Consider the following 23,824-nt stretch of genomic DNA (forward strand, 5'->3'; position numbering starts at 1 on the left):
CGAAGGTCGCAGGCTGGGGGCCATGAGCGAGACGACGAACGACATGATGTACGACGTGATGGTGGCCGGCGCCGGTGCGGCCGGGCTGAACGCCGCTCTGGTGCTGGCCAGGGCCCGCCGCCGGGTGGCGGTGGTGGACACCGGGGAGCCGCGCAACGCCCCGGCCGCGCACATGCAGGGCTTCCTGTCCCGCGACGGGATGCCTCCGGCGTCCCTGCTGGAGGTGGGCCGGGCCGAGGTGGCCGGGTACGGCGTACGGTTGATCGACGGCCGGGTGGATCACATCGACGACCACAGCGACGGCTTCCACGTGCACCTGGCCGGGGGCCCGGTGCTCAGGGCCCGCCGCATCCTGGTGGCCACCGGGCTGCGCGACGAGTTGCCCGAGCTCCCCGGCGTGCGGGAGCGGTGGGGCAGGGACCTGCTGCACTGCCCGTACTGCCACGGCTACGAGGTCCGCGACGAGCCGATCGGCGTGCTCGGCACCCACCCGGGCGCGGTGCACCAAGCGCTGCTGCTGCAGCAGTGGTCGGCCGACATCGTCTTCTTCCCGCACGCTCTCGACCTGACCGGCGAGGAGCGCGAGCGGCTGGCCGCCCGCGGGGTCCGCGTCGTCGACGGCGAGGTCAAGCGGCTGATGGTCGACGGCGACCGGTTGCGCGGGGTGGAACTGGCCGACGGCCAGGAGGTGCCGCGCAGCGCGGTGTTCGTCTTCCCGCACATGGTGCCCCGCGACGCCCTGCTGACCGGCCTCGGCTGCGAGCGAGACGAGAACGGCTGGGTGCGCACCGACCCCTCGGGCCGCACCAGCGTGCCGGGGGTGTGGGCGGCGGGCAACGTCGTCAATCCGCGGGCTCAGGTGGTCACCGCGGCCGGCATGGGGTCGGCGGCCGCGATAGCCGTCAACAACGACCTGGTCGAGGAGGAGGTCGCGCGGGACGTCGAGGACTACCTCGCGGCGGACCCGCGCTGATGGCCGAGCTATCCGATCACTCGCCCTGTCCCTGCTGATGTTCTCTTCGGCACGAGGAAGATCCCCGGCCAGGGGACCACTCCCGGAACGCGCGCCGTGGAGCTCATCGCGGCGGAGTCACCCGAGCCAGCGCGCGGTGGGCCAGGTTTCGAGCCGCCACGCGCTGTCCCAGAACATCCACTCGTACTCGGTCGCCCGGCAGAACGCCTCCGCCATGGCCTGGCGTGTCGCGGGGTCGGCGGAGGCGGCCAGCCGGTCGACGATCGCTTTGGCCTGCTGCACCGAGGCGGCGAAGTTCGCGTCGGAGTAGGTGGCGATCCACGCCTGGTACGGATGGTCGCTCGTGCCCGCCGTGCGTTCCAGCAGCGCCGCGCCGACGTCCTGGTACACCCAGAAGCACGGCAGGACCGCGGCGGCGAGCACGGGCAGGGGCGCGGCGAGCGCCGTGGCCTGAAGGAACGACGAGTAGGCCAGGCAGGTCGGCGAGGTGGCGACGCCCGCCACCTCGTCGGCCTTCAGCCCGAACTCCTCGAGGTAGCCGGTGTGCAGGGCGCGCTCGACGGCGAGCGCCGTGTGCGCGCTGCCGGCGAAGAACGTGGCGTCGGCGGGGTCGGTGGCGCGCACCGAGGCCGTCGCGAGCACCTTGGCGTACGCCACCAGGTAGCGGCCGTCCTGGACGATGTAGAACGCGAAACGGTCCCTGTCGAGGGTGCCGTCGCCGAGGGCGGCGTTGAACGGATGGCTGTGGATCGCGTCGAGCAGTTTGGCCGTGCGCGCCCAGATCTCCTCGCAGAACATGCGACGTCCCTTCGCTAGTACGAACTAGATCAGGTTCTACGGGTGTGATCTCAGCCCGGCTCTCCGGGCACCCCGCGTCGCGATCGACAGTAGCAGAGGATCAGACAGGCCACGGTTGACCTCAAGTTGAATTGAGGTTCTATGCTCGGGCGCCGTGTCGTAGATGTGCCATGACCGATGGCGCCACCCAGGTTGCTTGATCGCGCGAAGTGCCCCCTGGTTGACTCCTCCTGCTATATGAGGAGGAAACGACGATGTTAGCCAGAACGCTGATCGCGGTAGCTGCGCTGGCGATCCCCCTGGTCGCCGTCCCGCCGGCCGTTGCGGACACCCCACCGCCCGACGCGGCCGCCGCCAAGAGCGTGACGCTGATCACCGGGGACCGCGTGACCGTGGACGGTGACCGTGTCGACTTCGAGGCGGGTCCCGGCAGGAAGGATGTCCGGTACGTCACGGAGGGCACCAAGGACGACTGGACGCTCATCCCGCTGGACGTCGCCGGCGACGTGGCCAGGGGTGTGCTGGATCGCCACCTGTTCCAGGTTCCCCGGTTGATCGCGGATGGGCTGGATGACGCCTCGGTCAAAGGGCTGCCGCTGATCGTGCAGTATCGGGACGGGGCCGCGCCCATGACCGCCCTGTCCGGCGCCCGTACGCTGGCCTCGATCAACGCCGTGGCGGCCACCGCTCCGCGCGAGCGGGCCGTGTGGACGCAGCTCGACCAGGACAGCTCGGTGGCGAAGGTGTGGCTGGACGCGCCCGTCAAGGCCTCGCTCGACCGCAGCGTTCCGCAGATCGGCGCGCCCGAGGCCTGGCAGGCCGGGTTCACCGGCGAGGGTGTCAAGGTGGCTGTGCTGGACACCGGCGTCGACGACAAGCACCCCGACCTCGCCGGCCGGGTGGAGGCCGCGCGGAACTTCACCGACAGCCAGGACGCCGTGGACCGGAATGGCCACGGCACCCATGTGGCCGCCACGATCGCCGGTCAGGGCGTCGCAGGGACGCCCGCGCGCAAGGGTGTCGCGCCCGGGGCCCGGCTGCTCAGCGGCAAGGTGCTGAACGACCGCGGCAGCGGCAGCGCCTCCGGCATCATCGCCGGCATGGAGTGGGCCGCCCAGCAGGGCGCCAAGATCGTCAACCTGAGCCTCGGCCACCCGGACGAGCCCGGTCTCGACCCGCTGGAGCAGGCCGTCGAGCGCATCTCCGCCAGCAGCGGTGTGCTCTTCGTGATCGCGGCGGGCAACGACGGCCCGGGCGCGAGCACGCTCGGCAGCCCGGGCAGCGCCGACTCGGCGCTCACGGTGGGCGCGGTGGACTCCGAGGACAAGCTCGCGAGCTTCTCCAGCCGAGGCCCCCGCGTGGCGGACTTCGCGATCAAGCCCGACCTGACCGCCCCCGGCGTGGACATCACCGCCGCCCGAGCCGGCACGACCGGCTACATCGCGTACTCGGGCACGTCGATGGCCACCCCGCACGTCGCCGGCGCCGCCGCCATCCTGGCCCAGCAGCACCCCGACTGGACGTGGCAGCAGCTCAAGGCGACCCTGGTCGGCTCGGTCAAGCCGGGTGGGCCACTCACCGAGAACGGCGCCGGGCGGGTGGACGTCGCCAAGGCCGTCAAGCAGACCGTCACCGCCGACGCCGGCACGCTGTCCTTCGGGCACCTGCGCTGGCCGTACGAGGACAAACCCATCGAGCGGACCCTCACCTACCGCAACTCCGGCACCGCGCCGGTCACGCTCGACCTCGCTCTGGACGCGCCCGAGGGCGTGTTCAAGCTGGGCGCCACGCAGGTGACCGTGCCCGCGAACGGTACCGCGGCGGTCACCGTCACCGCGCAGGTGAAGTCGTCCAGCCCCGGCGCCTTCCCCGGCCGCATCACCGCGACGGGCGGCGGCGTCACCGCCTCCACCCTGGTCAACCTCTCCACCGAGGCGGAGAGCTACGACCTGCACGTGAAGATGATCGACCAGCTCGGTACGGTCCCCGACCGCCCGGACGACTACATGCCGATGACGCTCATGCCGGAAAACGGCGGCGACCCCATCAGCATCGGCGTCAACCACGGCGACAGCGAGGGGCCCGTCCGCGTGCCCGCGGGCCGCTACCTGGCCTATGCCGTCCTGCGGACCGCGTTCCCCGACGGTCACGTGGAGGTGAGCGTGGTGCCGGTCCCCGGCCTGGAGGTCAAGGCGGACCGGGAGCTCGTCTTCGACGCCCGCGACGCGCGGCTGCTGAACGTGGCGACCGACCACGCCGACGCCAGGACGGCCGGGGAGACCTTCACCTTCATCCAGGACCGCAAGGACGGCCAGCAGTGGGGGGCGCGGTTCTCCCTCGACCGCTTCTCGCTGCCGCGGAACGTCTCGCCTGATCCGCTGCGTTTCCGCGTGTCGCCCACTGAGGGAAAGGCGCCCGGGTTCCGCTTCGAGACGTTCACCCAGCTGGCGGCCCTGCGCGCCGACGGCAGGTTCACCGACACGCCCTACCAGTACAACCTGCTGCTGCGCAGGGAGGGATCCGTGCCGGGAGCGTTGAAGGTGCGTGATCGCGAGCTGGGCACCGTACGAGCGCACATGGCCACCCTTCGGGCCGACGCCACGGGCGCGTTCGGCGCGGCACCCGTCACCGACGGCCCCGCCGGGTCCTACACCTCGTGGAGCCAGGCGGTCGTGTCGTTGCCGGCCACGCCGACCTGGTACTTCACGCCAGGCATACCGTGGCGGCGCTCCATCGAGACCATGCCGAACGGGCGTCTCCACCAGACCGACGAGTACGCCGAGGCCGACTCCTACCGGGCCGGCCGTACCGAGAAGGAGTGGTGGAACACGGGCGTTGTGGGCCCGGCCCTGCCGAGCACCGCCACCGTGACCAGGAACGACAAGGCCTTCACGCTCACGCGCATGCCGCTGTGGTACCCACCCCGTCCCGGTCGCTCCGCCGTGAGCAGCGACTACGGCAGCGGCACCACGACGCTCCTGCGTGACGGCCAGGTCGTGGGGACGGCCAACAAGCTGCCCGGTACGGTGACCTTCCCCGTCGAGTCCGGTTCCGGGCGTTTCCAGCTCGTCCTGGACGGCACGGTCGACCCCGAGGCCAGCGAGCTGTCCGCCAAGGTCAGGACGGAGTGGTCGTTCACCTCGTCGGGTGCCGGTCCCGTGCCGCTGTTCGTGCTGCGCGCCTACCCCGAGCTCGACCTGGACAACGCGACCAGGCCCGGGGTGCTCGCGCTGCCCCTGCGGCTGGAGCGCATGACCGGGGCGACCCGGCCGCTGTCCCACGTCGGCGTCGAGGTGTCGCGCGACGGCGCCTCGTGGATCCGGGCCGTGGTCGTGCCCACTGGCAAGGACACCTGGAAGGCGATTGTTCCGGTCCTTCCGCGGCAGGGGGAGTTCGCGTCGCTCCGCCTCACGGCGCGTGACACGGCGGGCACCTCGGTCAGCCAGACCGTGGAGCGCGCCTTCCGCGTGCGCTGAATCCGTGCGGGGGTGCCGCGCGTGGCGGCACCCCCGCCGCAAGTAGGGCCGATGTGTCCTTGTGGTGAGGTCAGGTGAACGTTCCCGGTCAGAGCCGAGTGCGGAACTGCTCGTCAGGGGCGGGCGTGAACACCGATGCCTCCGGAGACGGTGAGGTTGTACTTCACGACAGCTTCGTTAACGGCAGGCCGCGTGGGGTGCGCGGCGGCTCGTAGCGGTGCATCCCGGGCGAATCCCCGCTCGAGAGGCTGGCAGGTCGCGGCGTGCGGGCTGCGCGTCGCCCTGATCCCGCAGCACCGTCTTCTCCCCCACCAGGGCGGCGAGCCGATGCCGTTCGAGGCTGTCGGCAACCTGTCCACGGCCTGCCCCGAGTGCCTGACCGCGCTCGCCCCGGCACGCCCGGCGTGACGCGGGCCGCCGCGCGTAGAAGCACGCGGCTGCGGGCTCGTGGCGTCGGCCAGCCGATCGGCAGGATCACGCTGTGAGGGCGCACTGGGACGTTACCGCCGATCAGGGGAACGCTTTGACCAGGCGCTTGACCGTGCCTGCAGCACGCGTTGTAGCGGGGCCTTTGAGCCTTGCCTCCACCTGCGTGGTGGGTGTGCCGATTAAGTTCCTGACTGATGAGGCGGGCCTTCGGCCGGTATGCGGGGCTGTGTGTCGCAGGCTGGCCTGGAGCGGGTGTTCTTCCTGGATGACGAGGACCATGTGTTGGTGGGCCGTCGTCGTGACGAGCACATGAAACTCGGGTTCGGTCTGCAACTGGTGACCGTCCGCTGGCTGGGGACGTTCCTGGAGGATCCTCTTGATGTGCCGATGGCGGTGCTGGATTTCGTCGCTGAGCAGCTCGGGGTCGCTGATGCGTCGCAGGTGAAGCGGTACACCGAGCGGGCCAAGACGGATCCGGGTGATGATCTTCCCGATGATCCACGGTGCGGCCGGTGAGGGCCTGGTATTCGCCGAGCTGCCCGACGTCGACCTGAGCCTCATCGGTACGAGCGTGATCGACGATCGTCTCGTGCTGCTCGACTACCGCGTTGGCGGGGACTGGCTCAGAACGCCGAGTGGAACAGCCAGTGCTGGAGCACGCCGCGGTCGCCGTCGATCGTGACGTGCTCGGGTGGCAGGCGGCGTGAAGTCCCCACAAAGTGCTCAATGGATGAGCACTTTGGGATGGAGGATGGGTGATGTCACCCGCTGAGGAGGGAACCACCCGATGCTGCGAGGCCTCACCACCGTCAGCTTCTTCGCCGACGACGTCACCGCTGCCGCCCGCTGGTACACCGAACTGCTCGGCATCGAGCCGTACTTCGCGCGCCCGGCCGAGGGGACGCCCGCCTACGTCGAGTTCCGCATCGGCGACTACCAGCACGAACTCGGCATCATCGACAGCCGCTTCGCCTCCCGCCCCCGCCCCGAGGAGGCCGGCGGCGCGGTGACCTACTGGCACGTGGATGACGTCGAGGCCGCCTTCGAACGGCTGCTCTCCCTGGGCGCCACGGCATACGAAGAGCCGGTCGAGCGCGGTCCCGGCTTCGTCACCGCCTCCGTGGTCGACCCCTTCGGCAACGTCCTCGGCGTCATGTACAACCAGCACTACCTGCAGGTCGTGGGCCGATGATGCACTTCGCGGACGCCACCCAGTGGGAGGCGTGGCTGGCTGGGCACCACGAGAGTGAGGACGGCGTCTGGCTGAAGATCGCCAAGAAGGGGTCGGCCGCCGACTCGGTCACGATCGCGCAGGCGCTGGAGATCGCGCTGTGCTACGGCTGGATCGACAGCCAGCGCAGGTCCCATGACGAGCACTTCTACCTGCAGCGGTACTCGCGCCGCCGCAAGGGCAGCCCCTGGTCGCGGGTGAACGTCGAACGCGTGGAGGCGTTGACTATCGCCGGGCGGATGCGTCCGCCGGGCCTGGCGCAAGTCGCCGCCGCCCAGGCGGACGGTCGCTGGGCGGCCGCCTACACCGCCCAGCGCAACGCCACCGTCCCGCCCGACCTGACCGCCGCACTCGCGGCGCATCCGCAGGCCGCCGCCCGTTTCGAAGCGCTCGACAAGACCGCCCGTTACCTGGTGATCCTTCCGCTGCTCAAAGCGCGGACCCTGGAAGCGCGCGCGGCCCGCCTGAACAGGACGCTCTCCGACCTGCTGAATCAGTGAAGCAGGACGCGATGACCGAGGAGGGCGCGATGCTTCTACCGCCACCCGCCCGGCAGGGAGCCCGCAGCAACACCGCCCAGCTCCCAGCTACCGTGACCTGAGGAGGAACATGGACGATGCCGCCCGCGACAGCAGCGCACGCCTTTCCGTGGGAGTAGCGGTCTTCGACCGTAAGGGGCGGGTCCTCCTTCTGCGTCAAGCAGCGGGCAACTCCGCACCGGGCCGCTGGGAGATGCCCGGCGGGTTGGTGGAAGACGGTGAGCTCCCGGAGTGCGCGGCGAGACGTGTACTCCAGGGAGTCGGCTTGGCCGACGTGGACATCGCCACGTACGCGGGGCAGCTCGACTACGCCGCCGCTCGGGACGTCATCCGGCAGTCGGTGTTCACGGCCCACGTCGATTCGGCGGACATCATCCTGTCTCCCGACCATGATGGCTACACCTGGCGGCATGCCGATGCCCTTCCCGCCGTCCGCGTGGAGGTCCTGGACTTGGTACGCCGTGTCGCGCCGCCGAAGCCGCGACTGGACGTCGAGGAGTGGCAGCAGAGCCTGCCACGCTGGCACGTCGGCGCCAACGCCCTCGTCCAAGATCAGGACGGCCGGGTCCTGCTCGTGCGCCCCGGACGGAGCCGCACCTGGCAGCTCCCCGGTGGCCAGGTCGATGCGCACGAGACTCCCCAGGACGCGGTGGGCCGCGAACTACTTGAGGAGACCGGCCTGGATCTCCCGGTCGGACCGGTGATCGCGATCACTTTCGAGCACCCGAGCCCCGGCTGGGATCATCCGACCCAAATCTGGCTGTTCGATCTTGGAACCATCGACTCGACCACGGCCCGGATCTCCGCACAAGACCCCGATATCGCCGAGCACCGCTGGGCACACCTCGACGAAGCGGAGCGACTCCTCGGCCCGGCGCGCACCGCACGTCTAAGGGCCGGACACGACGGTCAACGCCAAGGCAGCCCAGCCCTCGTTACCATCACCGACCCGGAGTGGTGACAGGCCAGCCCAGAGGGGGTGCGGCCCTCGCCTGCGGATGCGGCGTGGGGCCGGCAAAGTCTCCTGATGTTCTGCGTTGGCCAACTGATCGAACAGGAGGCGCAGGGCTATCTCACCACCGAACGCGCCAGGCCGGCGAAGCGCCTCGTTCAGCCGGGCTTTGAGGTAGGCGCGGATCTCGGCCGAAGAGGGGGCCGGTAAGAAACGTGTCGTGAGCCCCAAACGGCGTTGATCTTGCTGTGACTTGCCTGCTCAATGCTGGGCGGTCATGAAACACCCCCCGATGCACATCGACGAGCTGGTCGAGCACTGGACGATCCTGGACGACGAGCACGACCTCATCGCCGGAAAGCGCGACGCCACGCGACTTGGCTTCGCGATCTTGCTGAAGTTCTACACGCAGCACGGCCGGTTCCCGCGCGGTCGTTCAGAACTGCCGGACGACGTGGCCGAGCACGTGGCCAAGCAGGTCCAGGTTCCCGCCTCAGAGCTCGGCTTCTACGAGTGGTCCGGCTCGACGATCGAGTACCACCGCAGTCAGATCCGCACGCACCTGGGCTTTCGCACCTGCACGACCGCGGACGCCACCAAGCTGGCGGTGTGGCTGGCCGAGAACGTCGCGCACGCCGAGCGGCGGACCGAGCGGGTACGAGGGAGTTGCTCAAGCATCTGCGCGAGGAGCGGATCGAACCGCCGACGCCGGGCCGGGTCTCCCGGATCGCGGCTTCGGCTCTGCACAACGCGGAGGTCACCTGGTCGGTGCGGATTACCTCCCGGTTGAGCCCCGAGACCACCCAGCGCATCTGCGCGCTGGTCGGCATCGACGATGCCAGCCACGCGGGAGCCGAGGCGGCCGGCGACGGCCAGGAGCCTGCCAGCGAGACGGCTGCCGAGGACGACGACGAGGACTTCGACGTGCTGGCGTTCATCAAGTCCGCGCCGGGCAACGTGAGCCTGGAGTCGATGATGACCGAGATCCGCAAACTGGCGGTGCGCGCGATCGAGCTGCCGCCCGGGTTGTTCGCCGACGTGACGCCCAAGGTGCTGGCGTCGTGGCGGGCCCGGGCGGCGGTGGAGGCACCCTCGCACATGCGCACCCACCCGCGCGAGCTGACCGTCCTGCTGCTGGCGGCTTTGGTCCACGAGCGGGAACGAGAGATCACCGACACGCTGGTGGAGCTGCTCATCGCCACGGTGCATCGGATCAAGGCGCGGGCCGACAGCAAGGTGACCAAGGAGCTGATCAATGCGTTCAAGCGGGTGACTGGGAAGGAGAACATCCTGTTCAAGGTCGCCGACGCCGCCCTGGGCCACCCCGACGATCCGGTCCGCCAGGTCATCTTCCCCGCCGTCAGCGGCGGCGAGCAGACGCTGCGCGACCTGGTGCACGAGTTCAAGACCAAGGGCCCGGCCTACCGCACCACGGTGCAGACCACGGTGCAGACCACGTTGCGCGCCTCCTACACCAACCACTACCGGCGCGGTCTGATCGCGCTGCTGGACACCCTGGAGTTCAAGAGCAACAACACCGCCTACCAGCCGGTGATCGAGGCGCTGAAGCTGATCCGCCGCTACGCCAAGGCGGGCAACACCACTTACTACCCGCGCGGCGAGGTGGTGCCCGAGCACCGCGGCACCGCCGGCGACTGGGAGAACCTGGTGTTCAAGAACGACAAGCGCGGACGCCGGCGGGTGGTGCGGATGGTGTACGAGATCGTCACCTTCCAGGCACTGCGCGAGGCCCTGCGGTGCAAGGAGATCTGGGTGGTCGGCGCCCACTCCTTCCGCGACCCGGAGGAGGACCTGCCCAAGGACTTCGCCGCCCGCCGCGTCGAGAACTACGCCGAGCTGCGCAAACCGCTGGACCCTCAAGACTTCATCGCCGAGTTGAAGGCCGAGATGCGCGCGGAACTGGAGGCGCTCAACACCGCGCTGCCCAGGCTGGACTGGGTGACGATCTCCGAGCGTAAGTCCGGCGCGATCAAGCTGACGAAGCTCGGCCCGGCGGAGGAGCCGCGAAACCTGCGCAAGATCAAGAACGAGGTGGGCCGGCGCTGGGGCTCGGTCCCGCTGATCGACATGCTCAAGGAGGCGGTGCTGCGCACTGGCTGCCTGAACGCCGTCATCTCGGTGGCGGGCAGCTCCAGCCTCAAGCCCGAGGTCCTGGCCGAACGGCTGATGCTCGCGATCTTCGGGTACGGCACCAACACCGGGATCCGGGCCGTGGCCTCCGGTGGCCACGCCCACAGCGAGGACGACATCCGCTACGTCCGGCGCCGCTACCTGACCCCGCAGATCGCCACCGACATCGCGATCGCCATCACGAACGCGACCTTCACCGCGCGGGACGTGGAGCTGTGGGGCGAGGGGACGACCACCGTGGCCTCCAACTCCACGCATGTGCGCGCCTACGACCAGAATATTTTCACCGAGTGGCACTCCCGATACGGAGGCCCCGGCATCCTCATCTACTGGCACATCGAACGTGGGTCCATGGTCGTGCACTCCCAGACCCTGCGCGCCTCGGCCTCGGAGGTGCACGCGATGATCGAGGGCGCGGTCCGGCACGGCACCACCATGAAGGTCGAGGGCAACTATGTCGACTCCCACGGCCAGACCGAAATCGGGTTCGGCGTGACCAGGCTCTTGGGCTTTGACCTGCTGCCGCGCATCAAGCAGATCAACAAGGTCAAGCTCTACCGCGTCGAGAGCGGCGAAAGCGACCTGTACCCGCGCCTGACACCGGCGATGACCCGGCCAATCAAGTGGGAGCTGATCGAGCAGAACTACGACCAGATGATCAAGTACGCTACCGCGATCAACAGGGCACCGCCTCCACCGAGGCACTGCTCCCCGACGTCCTCGACGCCGCGAGCTACGACGACTGGCAGCCCGAGGACACCGGCTCCCTGCCAGGAGACCTGGCGGCACTGAACCACCAGATCCAGACAGCACTGACCGCCCAGCCGCCGATCACCACAGCCTTGATCGCCGCCTCCTTCCGTTCCGACGAAGCCGCCCGCGCCCTACAGCGCTTCTGGGAAGACCGGTACGCACGCTGCGAGATCGTCGTGCAGCGAGCAGCCCGGCGCGGGGACATCCCTGCGCGCACCAACGCGCGGCAACTGCTCATCGCCGCCACCGCGCCGCTGTACCACCAACTGATACTTCTCCGCACGCCACCCGATCCTCGTCTGCCCGACCACGCAGCCAGGAGCGCCGCCCTTGCGGCATCCGCCGGCGCCTTCTCGAACCCAGGTGGATTCCCGTTCGCGCCGTCGGCGGGCGGCGCGAACGGGACGCGGCTCAGCTAATCGGGCCGAAGATCTCGATGCTGTCGAAGTCGGCATCCATGCCGTCCAGCACCGCTCCCAGTTGCTTCTCCTCGTACTTGAAGTGCGTCTCCATGACCGCCTCGATCCCGTCCAGGTGGCGGTGTGCCACCTCCGGGTCGGTCGAGTCGGCCACCGCCTTCTGCAATCCACCGATGAGGTGCTCGATCATGTTGTGGTCCTGAGTCAGCTTCGCGACCACCGGCGCCAGGTCGGGTCGCGCCCGTACCAGCTCCGGGAACAGCGAACCGTCCTCGGCGCGATGGTGGCCGGACAGGGCAGCGCAGAACCCGTGGCAGAACAACAGCAGGTCGATGGCGGCGTCGGCGGGGTCGCCGCCGTCCAGTCCCGCCCGCGCCAGTGCCAACGCATTGCGCAGCTTGCCGTGCACCCGCTGCAGTTCCCCGCCCCAGGCGGTGACGCGGTCAGTCGGCAAGAACGCCCTCCCGTCGCAGCCAGGCCGCGCACGCGGTCGTCCAGGACGCGGTGTGCGGCTCGCGCGCAATGAACTTATGCGGCTCGCCGCCGTATTCCACGCCGTCGGCGAGGCCGATGCCGTGGCTGCCGCCCGGGTAGACGTGCAACTCCACCGGTACCGCGGCGGCCGCCAGCGCCCGGGTCCACTCCAGGGCGTTGGGCAAGCCCGGCGGGTCCTGAGCGGTGGCCCATACGAAAGTCGGGCACACCGACGCGTCCACATGCTTGGCCGGGGATAGCTCGTCCTTGATGGGCAGCAGGTCACCGAGCAGGTTCTCGACCACCGGCGGCGGCAGCAGGTCGAGGTCGGCCAGCGCGTAGGCCAGGATCGCGAAGTCCGGTCGGGGCGGGTCGGCGACTCCTTCCTCGATGGACAGAACCTGGCCGGTCATGAGCAGGCCAGCGAGTTGGCCGCCCGCGCTTGATCCGATGACGCCGACCCGGCCGACGTCGAGGCCGTGGTCGCCGTTGCGGATGTGGTCCAACCCGGCCCGGGCGTCTTCGAGCGGGGCCGGGAACCGGTCCGGCAGCAGCCGGTAGGACAGGACGAAGGCGTGGATGCCGAGGCCGGACAGCCAGCGCGCGTAGCCTTCGCCCTCGTGCGGTGGAAGTTCCCGGAAGCCGCCGCCGGGCAGGACGAGGACGGCGGGTCGGGGGCCGAAGAACCGGTCCTCGGCGGGGTAAAGCGTGATCTTCTGTGAAATTGGGGTGGGAATGGCCGTAGCCACCTTTCGATACGACGCCTCCATGCCTGACGAGCCATCCGCCACCGGCACGCGACGCTGCCTGGAACTATAAGGGGTGCCGGTAAGAAACGTGTCATGAGCCCCAAACGAGCGGAGCCCTGACGCCCCGAGCAGGATCACGATCGTCGTGATCTTGTACGGAATCGATCATTTCTGAGACACGGTGCGACTGCTGCGCCGTTCTCGACGTTCACTCTCGCGATCATGTCTCAAAATCCGCGTTCGGAAACTATGTTTCACTACCCTTCAGATCAGCCGTTTATGAGACACGTGGTGAGCAGGATCGGCTACGGACGGGTCTCCACCCGCGACCAGAACCCCGACAGCCAACGCGACGCCCTCGCCGCAGCCGGATGCGACCGGATCTTCATCGACAAGGCGTCCGGGAAGCTCGATCGACGCCCCGAGCTCGACAAGGCCCTGGACTACCTGCGCCCGGGAGATGTCTTCGTCATCACCCGGCTGTCGCGCGCCGCACGATCCCTGCGCCACCTACTGGACTTGGCGGCGCAGCTCCGCGAGCGCGAGGTCGACCTCCTGGTGCTCAAGCAGGGCATCGACACCTCCACCCCATCCGGGCGCCTGCAGTTCCACATGTTCGGCGCCTTCGATGAATTCCTTCGCGAGCTCATCGTCGAAGGCACCCTGGAAGGCCTGGCGTCGGCTCGCGCCCGCGGCCGCGTCGGTGGCCGCCCACCGGCCCTGGACACTCACGGCGTCGAGATGGCCCGAACCCTGTATGACATCACGGGCGCCGACGGCAAGCGCCGCTACACCGTCGCTCAGATCGCCGAACGGCTCGGCGTCAGCCGCGCCACGATCTACCGCCATCTGGACCCTCACAAGCCGGACTCAGCGTCGACGAGTCGGTGTATGAGGAGCCCGCTGAGGGCCCGAAGCTGACCCGGGTCACGATTCGCAAGTGCTACCAGGGCGCGATCGACGGGACAGGCGTCGCTGAGGTGCTCACCGCGCAGGGAACGGCGGGCGGGGGCTAGGTGGCCTCCGAAAGGATCGAGGGCGTGCTGGACGGTCGGCACGGCACCTTCGTCATCCAGCACGGCGGCCTGGCCGACGGCCCCGATCAGTCCAGCTACGGGAGCATCATCCCCAATTCCGGGACCGGGGACCTGGCCGGGATCTCCGGCCAGGCGATGGAGTTCGAGTTCCAGGTGCTCACGCTCGTCTACACGCTGTGACGCGTCAGGGCGCCGGACTCCATCGCGACCCAGATCGCCCCGTCCGGACCGACGGCGAGGCCATGGGGTTCCGCGCCCTCCAGCGGGAACTCCTCGATCTTCCCGTCGGTCGTGACACGGGCCAGCCTGCTGGCACCCCACTCGGTAAGCCAGAGCGCGCCGTCCGGCCCGGCCACGATGGCGTGCGGCCGGGCGGCGCGGTCGGGCAGCGGGAACTCGGTGATCGCGCCCGAGGTGTCGATCCGGCCGACCTGGCCGGCGCCGATCTCCACGAACCACAGCGCGTCGTCCGGTCCCGCGCAGATGCCGACCGGTGCCGCGCCCGGTGTGGGCAGTGGGTACGTCGACCCCTCGCCGCCGGTCGTGATGCGGCCGATCGCGTTGCCCTGGTTGAGCGTGAACCACAGCGCGCCGTCCGGCCCTGCGGTGATCGCGGAGGGCATCGCGCCGGTGCCGGGCAGCGGGTACGACGACACCTGCCCGTCTGGGGTGATGCGTCCGATCCGGTCGTCCTGCAGTTGGGTGAACCACATGGCCCCGTCGGGGCCGGCGGCGATGCCGTACGGCGAGGCCACCTCGAACGTGGTGACAACGCCGTCCACGGTGATCCGCCTGATCCGGCCGCCGGCGAACTCGGTGAACCACAGCGCGCCGTCCGGTCCCGGGGTGATGACCGTGGGCTGACCGTCGGCCGGATCGAGAGGGAACAGCGTGGGTTCCGCACCCGGCACGACCCGGCCGATGCGGCCCTGATGGACGAAGGTGAACCAGAGCGCGCCGTCGGGGCCGCAGGTGATGCCGTACGGTGAACCGTCGATCAACATGAAACAGCGATCTCCTTACCGGTGAAGCGACGCCGTAGCGCCCGGTCGTGCGTGACCACCACGAGCGTGCCCCGGTAGTCGCCGAGCGCCTGCTCGAGCTCCTCGACCAGGGTGAGCGAGAGGTGGTTGGTGGGTTCGTCCAGCAGCAGCAGGTCGTGTTCGCCCGCCAGCACTTCGGCCAGCGCCAGTCGCCGCCGCTGGCCCTCGGACAGTGCGCCGACTTTGAGGTGCAGCGCCTCGCGGTGGAACAGGCCCGTCGCGAGCAGGGCTTCTGGGTCGCCGCCGTAGGTCTCCATGACCGTCCTTTCGGGGTCGAAGGTGACTTCCTGCGCGAGGTACCCTGCCCGCCGGCCGGCCTGGGCCGCGATGGCCGCCAGCAGCGTCGACTTGCCCGCGCCGTTCGGCCCGATGATCAGCAACCGGTCGCCCGGTTCGATCCGCAGCCCGCCGTGGTCGACGTGCGTGCCGGCGCCCGCGAACCTGCCGCGGAAACACAAAGGCTTGGGCGGTCGCGGTACCGGGTCGGCTTCTAGGCGGCGCAGGCGTTCTGTGGCTTGCCGTACCCGCGAGGCGACCGAGCTTTGCACGCGGCCGGCGTTGCGGTCATAGGCCATCTTGTTGTTGTCCTTCATCTCGCGGCCCTGCGCGACGCGGCGCGCCGTGGTCGCGGCGAACTCCTTGACCTGCTCAACCTCCTCCCGCCAGGCGGCGTAGGCCTGCTCCCAGCGCTGCCGGGCGGCCGCCTTGTCGGTCAGGAATCCGGTGTAGCCGCCGCCGAACCTGGTGATCGTGCCGCCCTCGACCTCGAGGATCGTCGTGGCCACCCGGTCCAGGAAGGTCCGGTCGTGTGAGATTGCCACCACCGTGCCCTTGTGGGCGCGCAGCCGGTCCTCCAGCCAGGTGAGCGCCGCGTCATCCAGGTGATTGGTGGGCTCGTCGAGCAGCAGGATCTCTGGTGAGGCGGCCAGCACGCAGGCCAGGCCGAGCCGGGCCTGCTCGCCGCCTGACAGGGTCGACAGCTCGCGTGAGCGCTCGATCTGGGCCAGGCCGAGCCCGTGCATGGCCTTGTCGACGCGGGCGTCGGCCTCGTATCCGTCACGGGCCTCGAAGGCGGTGAGCAGCTCGCCGTACAGGGTCAGGTCCTGCTCCTCGGCGGCGCGCTGCATGTCGCGCTCGAGTGCGCGCAGCTCGGCCAGCGCGGCATCGACGGCCTGCTGGACGGTGTGGTCGCCGGGCAGGTTGAGGGTCTGGCCCAGGTAGCCGACGCCGCCGGCGGCCGCCACCGTCACCTCGCCGTCGTCTGGCTGGTCCACCCCGGCGATGATCCTGAGCAGCGTGGACTTGCCGGAACCGTTCTCGCCGACGATCCCGGCGCGCTCGCCGGGCCGGATGCTGAAGGTGAGCTGGTCAAGGACGCGGTGCTCGCCGTAGGACTTCGAGACTCCCCGGAGGGAAAGCTGTGTAGTCAGAGGAACTCCAATCGCAACTACTGTAGCTTTAAGCTAGCATAAGAATCCCTCTTAACGCAACTGGGGTAGACTTTGGACAGACGTCCCGGCGGTCGCAGCGCCCGCGTGCGCGACGCCGTACGACAGGCGACCCTCGCCGAGCTGGCCGAGCACGGCTACAGCGGGTTGACGGTGGAGAACGTGGCGATCCGCTCGGGCGTGCACAAAACCACCGTGTACCGGCGATGGGGCAGCGCGGAGGGCCTGATCGCCGACGCGCTCGAACTGGCCAGGGAGGAGCCGTGGCCGCTGCCCGACACCGGCTCACTCCGCGAGGACCTGCGGGAGATCGCCGGGCTGGTGCGAAGCGGGTTCGCCGATCCGGTCGCCGGGCCGATCTCCGCCGCATTCGTGTCGGCCGCCGTACAGAGCACCGGGCCCGCGCAGGCGCTGCACGCCTTCTTCGCCGCCCGCCACGAACAGGCAGCCGAAGTGGTACGGCGGGCGGTCGCGCGGGGCGAGCTCCCTGCGGACACTGACGTGGCAGACGTGATCAGAACGGCCGTCGCGCCCATCTACTACCGGCTGTTCATCACCCACGAACCGGTCACCGAACGCGACGCTGAACGTGCGGCGGATGCTGCCCTCGCCGCCGCCCGCGCCGGCGTCCTGCACTCCTGACGCCCGATACGCAGGGGGTGGAGAAGCTTCAGGGGTGGAAAGGAAGCCGCAACGGCGGCCGTTGCGCGTCCGGACAGGCTCGCGTGCATGGCAAACACATACCTCGCCAACCCCAGGCACCATGTAGCGAAACGTCGGCAACCCGGCTCACCGGACGGTGATCAAACCCGCCTCGTTCACGCCTCCTGCCATCGTGGGCATCTCGCCCGCCAACGCAGAGGCCCAGCACCACATATCTGAACCGCCCCACGGGGGCTTGCTTGAGCCGTGTGCAGCGACGAGTTGCACGCACAGTTCTGAGGGGAGGGCGGCGCAGCAATGCGCCGTCCTTACCCGGCGGGCGGAGGGCCTCAAGGCGCCTCATCCGGTCCCCCGCCGCGGCCGGGGCGGGGGACCGGATGAGGCCGTGGCCCTGTCACGGCGCCCATGGGTGCCGTATCGTTGGCGCACTGCGCAGGCCGGCCATCGCGACATCGGGAGGGACGATGAGCGACCCCATCTGCTCCATGTGCCAACGGCCGTACGACCCCGAGTTCATGACAGGGCTGCCCTGTCGCGTCTTCAGCCGTGAGGACGTCGTGACTCCGGGCTGCCCGGCACAGCAGCGCATGATGGCGGAGCTGAACAAGCAGGTCCGCAGAACCTCGCCGGCGGGGGGATGTCTCATGCTCATCCTGGCGCTGCCCCTGCTGTTGATCCCTCTGCTCCTGTGACCGGGGCCGGGCGGCCGGTCAGTCCCCTGGATCGAAGGGGGCGTCCTCGGCTCCGCCTCCGTCGCCGGGCCCCTTCTTCCTCGACTCGCCGACCGCGGCGGCGATCCCCAGGATGACCAGAATCAGGACGAAGGGCCCCGGCCCGCTCGCCTGCACGACCGCCATCATGAGAACGAGCACGCCGACCAGCGCGGCCGCGGTCAAGGCATAGAGCCGGAAGAACTCCTTGTCCATGACAGGACCTCCGACCATCAGGGGGAGCACCACGCTACGGGATACGCCCCTACTTTGCGGCCTATGACACCGACCCGAGCGGAGGGCTGAGCAGCCAGAGCGAGGTTTCGGCCAGGGCGGCGCGGAGTCCACCCTGGCCGCATTGGCTCACGCGCTGCCATCGGGGCGTTGACCTGCGACGATGCTTGTTCGGTAACCGGACAGAATTTGGGTTCTGACCGATCAGGAGCGCCGCACGTACCAGATAGCAAGATCCTTACCGACAGGCCAAGTAGTCAACCTCGAACGTCCTGCCCGCGCTCGTTTGGGCCTGCTAACACGAGTCTTACCAACACCCCGAAGAGTGCGGCGCATCCGAGCGATCACCGGTGCCGGCGGCTGGAGGACGAGCTGGCGAAGCGCGGAGGTCGGGGATCTGATGATCGCGAAGGCGTCTTTCGATGGCGTCGGGGGTCATGGGCTGTCCGCCACGGCGTCCGGGGAAGAGCCGGCCCTCCACGCGTTGACTTTTAGTAGTCGTGCGATTACTAATCGCTGTGGAGTGTCCGCCACAGAAAGGAACAACACCTCGTGCGCCAATCCGCCAGAGCAACCCTCACCGCACTCACTCTCACCTGCAGCGCCCTCACCCTGAGTCTCCCCGCCCAGGCCGCCGCCCCAGCGGGCAACGCACCCTCGTGCGTGACTGTCTGGCAGACCACCGGCACCATCACGAAAACCGGATACGCGCGCAACGACTGCGGCGAAACCCTGAACTTGAAGATCGTGTGGGCACACGGCGCCGACGGCCAGTGCGACACGGTCAACCCCGGACAGACCATCTCCGAGAAGGTGCCCCGCGGCGTCCGAACCTTCGACGGAGCCAGCACCTGCTGACGAACGAGAAAGAGGGGCCGGGCCACCCGACGGTGACCCGGCCCCGTACGTTGAGGGCTCCGCCGGCCCGCCAGGTCTGAGTCCTCGATGTCGACGTCCAGGATCTCCTCAGCCCGCCCGGCGGTCTCGTACAGCATCCGGTAGAGCGTCTTCTCCCGCAGCCTCGCCTCGCGGCGCGACCAGTCGGTCGACGGCAGAGAGCCCGGTCATCAGCTCAACCGCGTTGGCCGCAGTGCCGGTGTCCAGAGCAATAGTCATAGCTGTGGATCGGTTTGGTGTTGCTGAGTCAGTGAAGTTGTCCGGTCTGGTGTAGGTGATCGAAGATGATCTGGTCGACTGGGGACACCTGGTCGCGGTCGGCGTAGGTCAGCCAGGTGACTTCTTCAACCTCGCTGGTGGGCGTCGGTACTCCGTGATGGTCGGCGGTGTAGCAGGTCATCTGCACGATGATGCCTTCGGCGTGGCCATGTGCTTGGGCTTGGTAGGTGCCTACGTAGGTGGCGGTGGCGGGGATGATGGTGATGGAGAGTTCCTCGTCGATCTCACGGACGAGGGTGTCGAGGTCGGTTTCGCCGGGTTCGCGTTTGCCGCCGGGGATGTAGTAGGCGTTCTTGTCTCGTGACCGGGTGCTGAGGATCTTGCCGTTGTCCAGGTGGATCCAGGCGATCTTGTCGATGGTGCTGTTCACCGTGTGCTCCTGTTGACGGGGGTGAGGGGATGGGTCAGGCGGCCAGGTCGTCGGGGCGTTCGAGGAGTTTCCCGTTGGTGAAGACCGCTCCGGCGCGGACGAGGGCGACCAGGTGGGGTGCGTTGACCGCGCGCCAGCGGGCTTGGGCGGGGCCGTAGGCGGCCTGGAAGTCCTTGGCCGCGCTCTGGGCATGGGTCTTGTCCTCCGCGTTCCAGATCTCCGCCGGCGCCCTTTTTCGCACCCGGATGGGCCACCCACAGGTAGACGTAGTCGACGGTGGACAGGTCACGGGTGGCGAAAGCGCGCTGCTCGCCCTTCCAGGTCTCGGTCAGCTTAGTGATAACCGAGGCGGAGGAGGTCGAGCCGAGGAACTGGCCCAGCGCCGGGGCGAAGTCGCCGGAAGACAAGCCATGCCGATACAGCAGCGGCAGCATCTCGCTGATCGAGGAGGTCTTGCGGGCCCAGGCGGGCAGGATCGCCGAGGAGAACCGCCGGCGCTCGCCGCTGGCCTCGTCTGTGCGCTTGTCATTGACGCGCGGAGCCTTCACCTCGATCGCGCCGGCGACGGTGCCCGTGCCTATCGCTTGACCGAGCTGCGTTTCCTGTCGACCGCGTTGGCGCCGGCCTTTGGGGTCGTTTAAAAAATAAGTAGACTGGTCTATTATTTGCCCATGGTCGGAACCAAGGGCGCCAATACCAGCGGACGGCTGGTGGAGTCGATGCTCGAACTGATTCAGGCCCGTGGCTTCAGCGGCACGGGCCTCAACACCGTGGTGGAGCACGCACACGCCCCCAAAGGGTCGCTGTACTTCCACTTTCCCGAGGGGAAGGAGGCGCTCGGAGAGAAGGCCATCGAGCTCGCGGCCGCTCGCTTTCGCTCCCTCGTGGCCGACGCGGCACTGGAGCCGGGAACTCCGGGTGACGTGATCCGCCGCGTGATCGACGTGCTGGCCGGGATCCTCACGGACAGCGACTTCCAGCTGGGCTGCCCGGTCTCGGTGGTCACCTTGGAGATGGGCGCGCAGAGCGAGCGGCTGCGGGACGCGTGCGCGAACGCCTTCGACTCCTGGATCGCCCCCGTGGCCGAGTATCTCGCCGCTCACGGCCATCCTCGTCCTGCGGCCAGGACGTTGGCGACGGCTGTGGTCAGCACGGTCGAGGGAGCAATGATCGTGTCGCGTGCCCAGCGGTCGGTGGAGCCGCTGCGCTGCGCGGCCCAGGCCATCGCCGTGCTCGTGAACCAGCCCGGCTCCCTGATTGCGGAGGCGTCGTCGTGAGCCTCGCGGACCGGCACGCCCTGGTGTTCGGAGCGACCGGCTTCGTCGGGCAGCACCTGATTCTCGCGCTCGGCCAGGCCGGCGTACGGGTGAGCACGGCCAACCGGAGCCGCGAGTCGTACCGACGGCTGGTCCGGTGGTTGGCGGAGCACGGGCACGACCAGGCCCCGGCCGATCTCCCCGTCGACTTCGAGGCGCCGTCGTTGATCCACGGCGACGCGACCCGATGGGACGACGTCACCGAGATCTACAACTGCGCCGGCACCTATCGATTCGGGATGCCGGCAGACGAAGCCCGTCGCGCCAACGTCGACAGCGTCCGCGCGATCGTCGCCTTCGCGGCGCGGCTGCCTCATCTGCGGCGCTTGGTCCATGTCTCCGGCTACCGCGTAGGAGGGCAGGATCCGGAGCTCGTCCCCTGGAGTGACGAGCGACGGCGGGAAACCTACGCAGCTCTGGGAGCCTACGAAGCGTCCAAGGTCGAGGCGGACGCCGTTCTCCAGGCCACCGCGGACCGGCTGGGCGTCCCGTGGTCCATCGTCAGCCCGGCCAGTGTGATCGGTGACAGCACCACCGGCGAGTCCGACCAGCAACTGGGCCTCGCGTCGAGCCTGAAAGAGATCTGGCAGGGCACGATGGCGGCACTGCCAGGTAACGTCGAGACGTTCGTCCCTGTGGTCCCGGCCAACTATCTTGCCCGGTTCATGACCCTGCTCCCGCTGGAGGAGGCCGCCGAGCGCGCCGCGTACTGGGTGCTCGACGACGACACGCCCGCGTTGCCCGACCTTCTCGTGCTCGTCGCAGGGCACTACCAGGTCAAGATTCCACGTACGCGGATCCCGGTGCCCCTTCTCAGGCGCCTGCCCCGGTGGCTCACCAAGGCCGACCCGGAGACCTTGACGTTCCTCTCAAGCGACCGCTACCCCACGGGTCCGGCGAACGCCTTCGCCGTCCGGCACGGCCTGGCCATGCCGGAGGTCACCACGTCGATACTCCGCTGGGCCGACTACCTGGCGGCCCACAGGTTCGGCGACGCCCCCGCCGGCGTCCGACGGTTCACCGTACCTGCCGGTGTGCGGACGTTCGAGCTCGGCGAACCGGACGCACCCACCGTGGTGTTGCCGGGCCTGCCGGTGAACGCCGACACCTGGGGGCCGGTCACCGAGATCTTGGGCAATGCTCGCGCCGTAGACCTTCCGGGTCTCGGGCTGAGCAGAGGACGTCGCGACGACTGGACAGAGTGGTTGACCGCGCTCGGCGTTCGTCATCTGGTGGGTCACTCTGTAGGTGCGGCGGCTGCTCTGGAGGCCGCGACCGCCCGTCCCGACCTGGTGGGTCAACTCACCTTGGTGTCGCCGTTCTTCCTCCAGGCGCGAGCCGGTCTCGCCTCGCGATGGGCGCCGCTGACCCGCTGGTACCTGGGCAGAGTCGGCCCCAAGGCGCTGGCCGAAAGGCTCACCGGTGACGCGGCGCACGCGAAGGCGCTCCAGTCGAGCGTCTCAGACCTGCGCCGAGGCGACGTCGCGGCCAACGTCGCCCGACTCCTGTCCGACGCCGGAACAACGCGGTGGCGCAGCGACCTTCAGGCCGCACTGCGGCATTACCCAGGGGTCGTGCACATCATCGTGGGAGCCGACGACCCACTCACCCCCGAAGGCCGCATGCTGGTGGACAGCCTCCCGCATGCCACCGTCACCGCCATCACAGGCGCTGGCCACCATCTCCAACTCACGCACCCGCAGGACGTAGCCCAGGCCATCCACGAGCACGCCGCCTCGCGGGCGTCCCGATGATCGACGCTCTGGCCCCGCCCCGCCCTGCTCTTTGTGGGGGCGGGCGTCAGGAGTGCTGGAGCGCGAGAGGTGTGGCCGGGCCCAGGTCCATGGCCGGTAGTGGACGCCAGGTGACGGGGACTTCGCGCATGACGAGCGCGCAGTCCAGCGTCGCGCTTCCGGGCGGCAAGCTGTCGAAGAACGACGACTGCGCCGAGATGATGCGGCAGGCGTCCAGCTGCCATGCGCCCGTGTGCAACTCCATGCCTTCGAGCGCCCCCGCGGACGTAGGAGAGTAGCCCTTGGCCCCACGCTCGAAGAAGGTCGACGCCTGTTGCAGGTTGTCGAACAGCTTGCTGCCCCGCAGTTCGGGGGTCACCTCAGCGGTGACGTCCACTCGGGTGTCGCCGCTGCGGGTGGTGTAGGCGACGCGCAGCTCGCTGGGCGTCTCGCGGGCCTCGAACTCGGCCCGGCCGTGCCGGCCAGGGAAGATACGTCCGCCGGCCCAGGTGTTGAGCAGCGAGGCGGTGTCGCGGCGCGGGATGTAGACGCCGGTTTCGACTCCGCCGGGACCGTCCCACTCGACGGCGATGCGGTGGGCGGCGTTCTCGCTGCGCAATCCCACGGCCTTCGGCGCCCACCTCGGCCGTACGTCTCCTAGGCGCAGCAGGCAGATGCCCGCGACGGCATGGCCGCGCACGACCTGCGGGCGGAGCCCGTCGGGCAGCAGGCTGGCTGCGGCCTCCGGCGTCAGCCGGTAATTCACCAGCAGGCGCCGCTCGACGACGCTGGACAGCCGGGGTTGCCTCATGCTCCCTCACCTTCCGAAACGCGACGCCACTTGGTGTGGCGCAGGACGATCTGCTCGGGACAGACGGCGCTGAGGAAACGGCCGACGCAGGTGGCCAGCCGCTCCTCGGCCAGGGTGTAAAGAATGCGGTTGCCGTCGCGGCGCTCGGTGACCAGGCCCGCGCTCTTGAGGACGCCGAGGTGACGGGAGATGGACGGCGCGCTGATGGAGAACCGGCTCGCGATCTGTCCTGCCGAGAGCTCGCCGTCACGCAGGTCTTCGAGGATCTGACGTCTTGTGGGATCAGCGAGCGCGCGGAAGACCCCGGTCTCGTCGTAGGCATCCACCATGCTTCGGATA

25 protein-coding genes, 2 pseudogenes and 1 riboswitch are annotated in these 23,824 nt (G+C 69.1%); of the genes and pseudogenes, 16 read left to right on the plus strand and 11 right to left on the minus strand.

Features of this window, described 5'->3' with window-relative positions:
* The first annotated feature begins 22 nt into the window (after nucleotides 1-22).
* Nucleotides 23-973, plus strand: coding sequence for an NAD(P)/FAD-dependent oxidoreductase (locus ABZ297_RS26915; protein ID WP_355351278.1), 951 nt, complete (start codon nucleotides 23-25; stop codon nucleotides 971-973).
* Nucleotides 974-1,090: 117 nt separating this feature from the next.
* On the opposite strand, the gene tenA is transcribed toward ABZ297_RS26915, so the two are convergent.
* Complete coding sequence (tenA, locus tag ABZ297_RS26920; RefSeq protein ID WP_355351280.1) at nucleotides 1,091-1,771, minus strand: thiaminase II; 681 nt, start codon at nucleotides 1,769-1,771, stop codon at nucleotides 1,091-1,093.
* Nucleotides 1,761-1,856: riboswitch (TPP riboswitch) on the minus strand. Its footprint overlaps the gene before it by 11 nt.
* Before the next feature lie 169 nt (nucleotides 1,857-2,025).
* Here tenA and ABZ297_RS26925 point away from each other — a divergent pair.
* From ABZ297_RS26925 to ABZ297_RS26960, 8 genes are all read left to right on the plus strand, one after another.
* Complete coding sequence (locus ABZ297_RS26925) at nucleotides 2,026-5,247, plus strand: S8 family serine peptidase (protein WP_355351282.1); 3,222 nt, start codon at nucleotides 2,026-2,028, stop codon at nucleotides 5,245-5,247.
* Between the two features lie 645 nt (nucleotides 5,248-5,892).
* A complete protein-coding gene (locus ABZ297_RS26930) occupies nucleotides 5,893-6,192 on the plus strand; it encodes a DUF4158 domain-containing protein (RefSeq protein WP_355351284.1) in 300 nt (99 codons plus the stop codon).
* Between the two features lie 271 nt (nucleotides 6,193-6,463).
* Complete coding sequence (locus ABZ297_RS26935; protein WP_355351286.1) at nucleotides 6,464-6,868, plus strand: VOC family protein; 405 nt, start codon at nucleotides 6,464-6,466, stop codon at nucleotides 6,866-6,868.
* Nucleotides 6,865-7,407, plus strand: coding sequence for a YdeI/OmpD-associated family protein (locus ABZ297_RS26940; RefSeq protein WP_355351288.1), 543 nt, complete (start codon nucleotides 6,865-6,867; stop codon nucleotides 7,405-7,407). The genes ABZ297_RS26935 and ABZ297_RS26940 overlap by 4 nt, the downstream gene beginning before the upstream one ends.
* 109 nt (nucleotides 7,408-7,516) lie before the next feature.
* Nucleotides 7,517-8,407, plus strand: a complete 891-nt coding sequence (locus ABZ297_RS26945) for an NUDIX hydrolase (RefSeq protein WP_355351290.1) — start codon at nucleotides 7,517-7,519, stop codon at nucleotides 8,405-8,407.
* Nucleotides 8,408-8,675: 268 nt separating this feature from the next.
* Entirely contained in the window at nucleotides 8,676-9,188 is a 513-nt protein-coding gene (locus ABZ297_RS26950) for a DUF4158 domain-containing protein (RefSeq protein ID WP_355351292.1), read from the plus strand.
* A complete protein-coding gene (locus tag ABZ297_RS26955; protein WP_355351294.1) occupies nucleotides 9,167-11,341 on the plus strand; it encodes a Tn3 family transposase in 2,175 nt (724 codons plus the stop codon). The genes ABZ297_RS26950 and ABZ297_RS26955 overlap by 22 nt, the downstream gene beginning before the upstream one ends.
* A gap of 8 nt (nucleotides 11,342-11,349) precedes the next feature.
* Nucleotides 11,350-11,721, plus strand: a complete 372-nt coding sequence (locus tag ABZ297_RS26960; protein ID WP_355351339.1) for a TetR-like C-terminal domain-containing protein — start codon at nucleotides 11,350-11,352, stop codon at nucleotides 11,719-11,721.
* Here ABZ297_RS26960 and ABZ297_RS26965 read toward each other — a convergent pair.
* Together ABZ297_RS26965 and ABZ297_RS26970 are read right to left on the minus strand one after the other, a co-directional pair.
* Nucleotides 11,714-12,175 (minus strand): hemerythrin domain-containing protein, encoded by a 462-nt coding sequence (locus ABZ297_RS26965; RefSeq protein WP_355351296.1) that lies wholly within the window; start codon nucleotides 12,173-12,175, stop codon nucleotides 11,714-11,716. The two genes, ABZ297_RS26960 and ABZ297_RS26965, sit on opposite strands and share 8 nt — an antisense overlap.
* Complete coding sequence (locus ABZ297_RS26970) at nucleotides 12,165-12,944, minus strand: alpha/beta hydrolase (RefSeq protein ID WP_355351298.1); 780 nt, start codon at nucleotides 12,942-12,944, stop codon at nucleotides 12,165-12,167. The genes ABZ297_RS26965 and ABZ297_RS26970 overlap by 11 nt, the downstream gene beginning before the upstream one ends.
* Nucleotides 12,945-13,223: 279 nt before the next feature.
* Between ABZ297_RS26970 and ABZ297_RS26975 the strand changes: the two genes are divergently transcribed.
* Nucleotides 13,224-13,865: a recombinase family protein gene (locus tag ABZ297_RS26975; protein ID WP_355351299.1), complete on the plus strand. Its 642-nt coding sequence runs from the start codon at nucleotides 13,224-13,226 to the stop codon at nucleotides 13,863-13,865.
* Nucleotides 13,832-14,161, plus strand: a pseudogene (locus ABZ297_RS26980) (DUF3224 domain-containing protein). The gene ABZ297_RS26975 and the pseudogene ABZ297_RS26980 overlap by 34 nt, the downstream one beginning before the upstream one ends.
* Here ABZ297_RS26980 and ABZ297_RS26985 read toward each other — a convergent pair.
* On the minus strand, nucleotides 14,149-14,985 hold the full coding sequence (locus tag ABZ297_RS26985) for a virginiamycin B lyase (RefSeq protein WP_355351301.1): 837 nt from the start codon (nucleotides 14,983-14,985) through the stop codon (nucleotides 14,149-14,151). The pseudogene ABZ297_RS26980 and the gene ABZ297_RS26985 overlap by 13 nt on opposite strands.
* Nucleotides 14,979-16,466 (minus strand): ABC-F family ATP-binding cassette domain-containing protein, encoded by a 1,488-nt coding sequence (locus ABZ297_RS26990; RefSeq protein ID WP_355351341.1) that lies wholly within the window; start codon nucleotides 16,464-16,466, stop codon nucleotides 14,979-14,981. Before ABZ297_RS26990 ends, ABZ297_RS26985 begins: the two co-directional genes overlap by 7 nt.
* 60 nt (nucleotides 16,467-16,526) lie before the next feature.
* On the opposite strand from ABZ297_RS26990, the gene ABZ297_RS26995 reads away from it, so the two are divergent.
* Both ABZ297_RS26995 and ABZ297_RS27000 read left to right on the plus strand, forming a co-directional pair.
* The gene (locus ABZ297_RS26995; protein WP_355351303.1) at nucleotides 16,527-17,114 is read left to right on the plus strand and encodes a TetR/AcrR family transcriptional regulator; all 588 of its coding nucleotides are present in this window, start codon (nucleotides 16,527-16,529) and stop codon (nucleotides 17,112-17,114) included.
* A 485-nt stretch (nucleotides 17,115-17,599) separates the two neighbouring features.
* The gene (locus ABZ297_RS27000) at nucleotides 17,600-17,827 is read left to right on the plus strand and encodes a hypothetical protein (RefSeq protein WP_355351305.1); all 228 of its coding nucleotides are present in this window, start codon (nucleotides 17,600-17,602) and stop codon (nucleotides 17,825-17,827) included.
* Between the two features lie 18 nt (nucleotides 17,828-17,845).
* Here the strand turns inward: ABZ297_RS27000 and ABZ297_RS27005 are convergent, their stop codons facing one another.
* Entirely contained in the window at nucleotides 17,846-18,061 is a 216-nt protein-coding gene (locus tag ABZ297_RS27005) for a hypothetical protein (RefSeq protein WP_355351307.1), read from the minus strand.
* Nucleotides 18,062-18,631: 570 nt separating this feature from the next.
* On the opposite strand from ABZ297_RS27005, the gene ABZ297_RS27010 reads away from it, so the two are divergent.
* A complete protein-coding gene (locus ABZ297_RS27010) occupies nucleotides 18,632-18,937 on the plus strand; it encodes a hypothetical protein (RefSeq protein ID WP_355351309.1) in 306 nt (101 codons plus the stop codon).
* Between the two features lie 286 nt (nucleotides 18,938-19,223).
* Here the strand turns inward: ABZ297_RS27010 and ABZ297_RS27015 are convergent, their stop codons facing one another.
* The 3 genes and pseudogenes from ABZ297_RS27015 to ABZ297_RS27025 form a co-directional block, all read right to left on the minus strand.
* Nucleotides 19,224-19,625, minus strand: coding sequence for an NUDIX domain-containing protein (locus tag ABZ297_RS27015; RefSeq protein ID WP_355351311.1), 402 nt, complete (start codon nucleotides 19,623-19,625; stop codon nucleotides 19,224-19,226).
* 34 nt (nucleotides 19,626-19,659) lie between these two features.
* On the minus strand, nucleotides 19,660-19,866 hold the full coding sequence (locus tag ABZ297_RS27020) for a hypothetical protein (RefSeq protein WP_355351345.1): 207 nt from the start codon (nucleotides 19,864-19,866) through the stop codon (nucleotides 19,660-19,662).
* A gap of 10 nt (nucleotides 19,867-19,876) precedes the next feature.
* Nucleotides 19,877-20,194, minus strand: a pseudogene (locus tag ABZ297_RS27025) (transposase); the annotation flags it as partial.
* 102 nt (nucleotides 20,195-20,296) lie between these two features.
* Between ABZ297_RS27025 and ABZ297_RS27030 the strand changes: the two are divergent.
* Both ABZ297_RS27030 and ABZ297_RS27035 read left to right on the plus strand, forming a co-directional pair.
* Nucleotides 20,297-20,902 (plus strand): TetR/AcrR family transcriptional regulator, encoded by a 606-nt coding sequence (locus ABZ297_RS27030; protein WP_355351313.1) that lies wholly within the window; start codon nucleotides 20,297-20,299, stop codon nucleotides 20,900-20,902.
* The gene (locus ABZ297_RS27035) at nucleotides 20,899-22,695 is read left to right on the plus strand and encodes an SDR family oxidoreductase (protein ID WP_355351315.1); all 1,797 of its coding nucleotides are present in this window, start codon (nucleotides 20,899-20,901) and stop codon (nucleotides 22,693-22,695) included. The genes ABZ297_RS27030 and ABZ297_RS27035 overlap by 4 nt, the downstream gene beginning before the upstream one ends.
* Before the next feature lie 46 nt (nucleotides 22,696-22,741).
* Here the strand turns inward: ABZ297_RS27035 and ABZ297_RS27040 are convergent, their stop codons facing one another.
* Complete coding sequence (locus ABZ297_RS27040) at nucleotides 22,742-23,485, minus strand: DUF2071 domain-containing protein (protein ID WP_355351317.1); 744 nt, start codon at nucleotides 23,483-23,485, stop codon at nucleotides 22,742-22,744.
* A complete protein-coding gene (locus tag ABZ297_RS27045; RefSeq protein ID WP_355351319.1) occupies nucleotides 23,482-23,814 on the minus strand; it encodes a metalloregulator ArsR/SmtB family transcription factor in 333 nt (110 codons plus the stop codon). The genes ABZ297_RS27040 and ABZ297_RS27045 overlap by 4 nt, the downstream gene beginning before the upstream one ends.
* Between the last annotated feature and the right edge of the window lie 10 nt (nucleotides 23,815-23,824).

The sequence above is a fragment of the Nonomuraea sp. NPDC005983 genome (assembly GCF_040614375.1).
Classification (GTDB): domain Bacteria; phylum Actinomycetota; class Actinomycetes; order Streptosporangiales; family Streptosporangiaceae; genus Nonomuraea.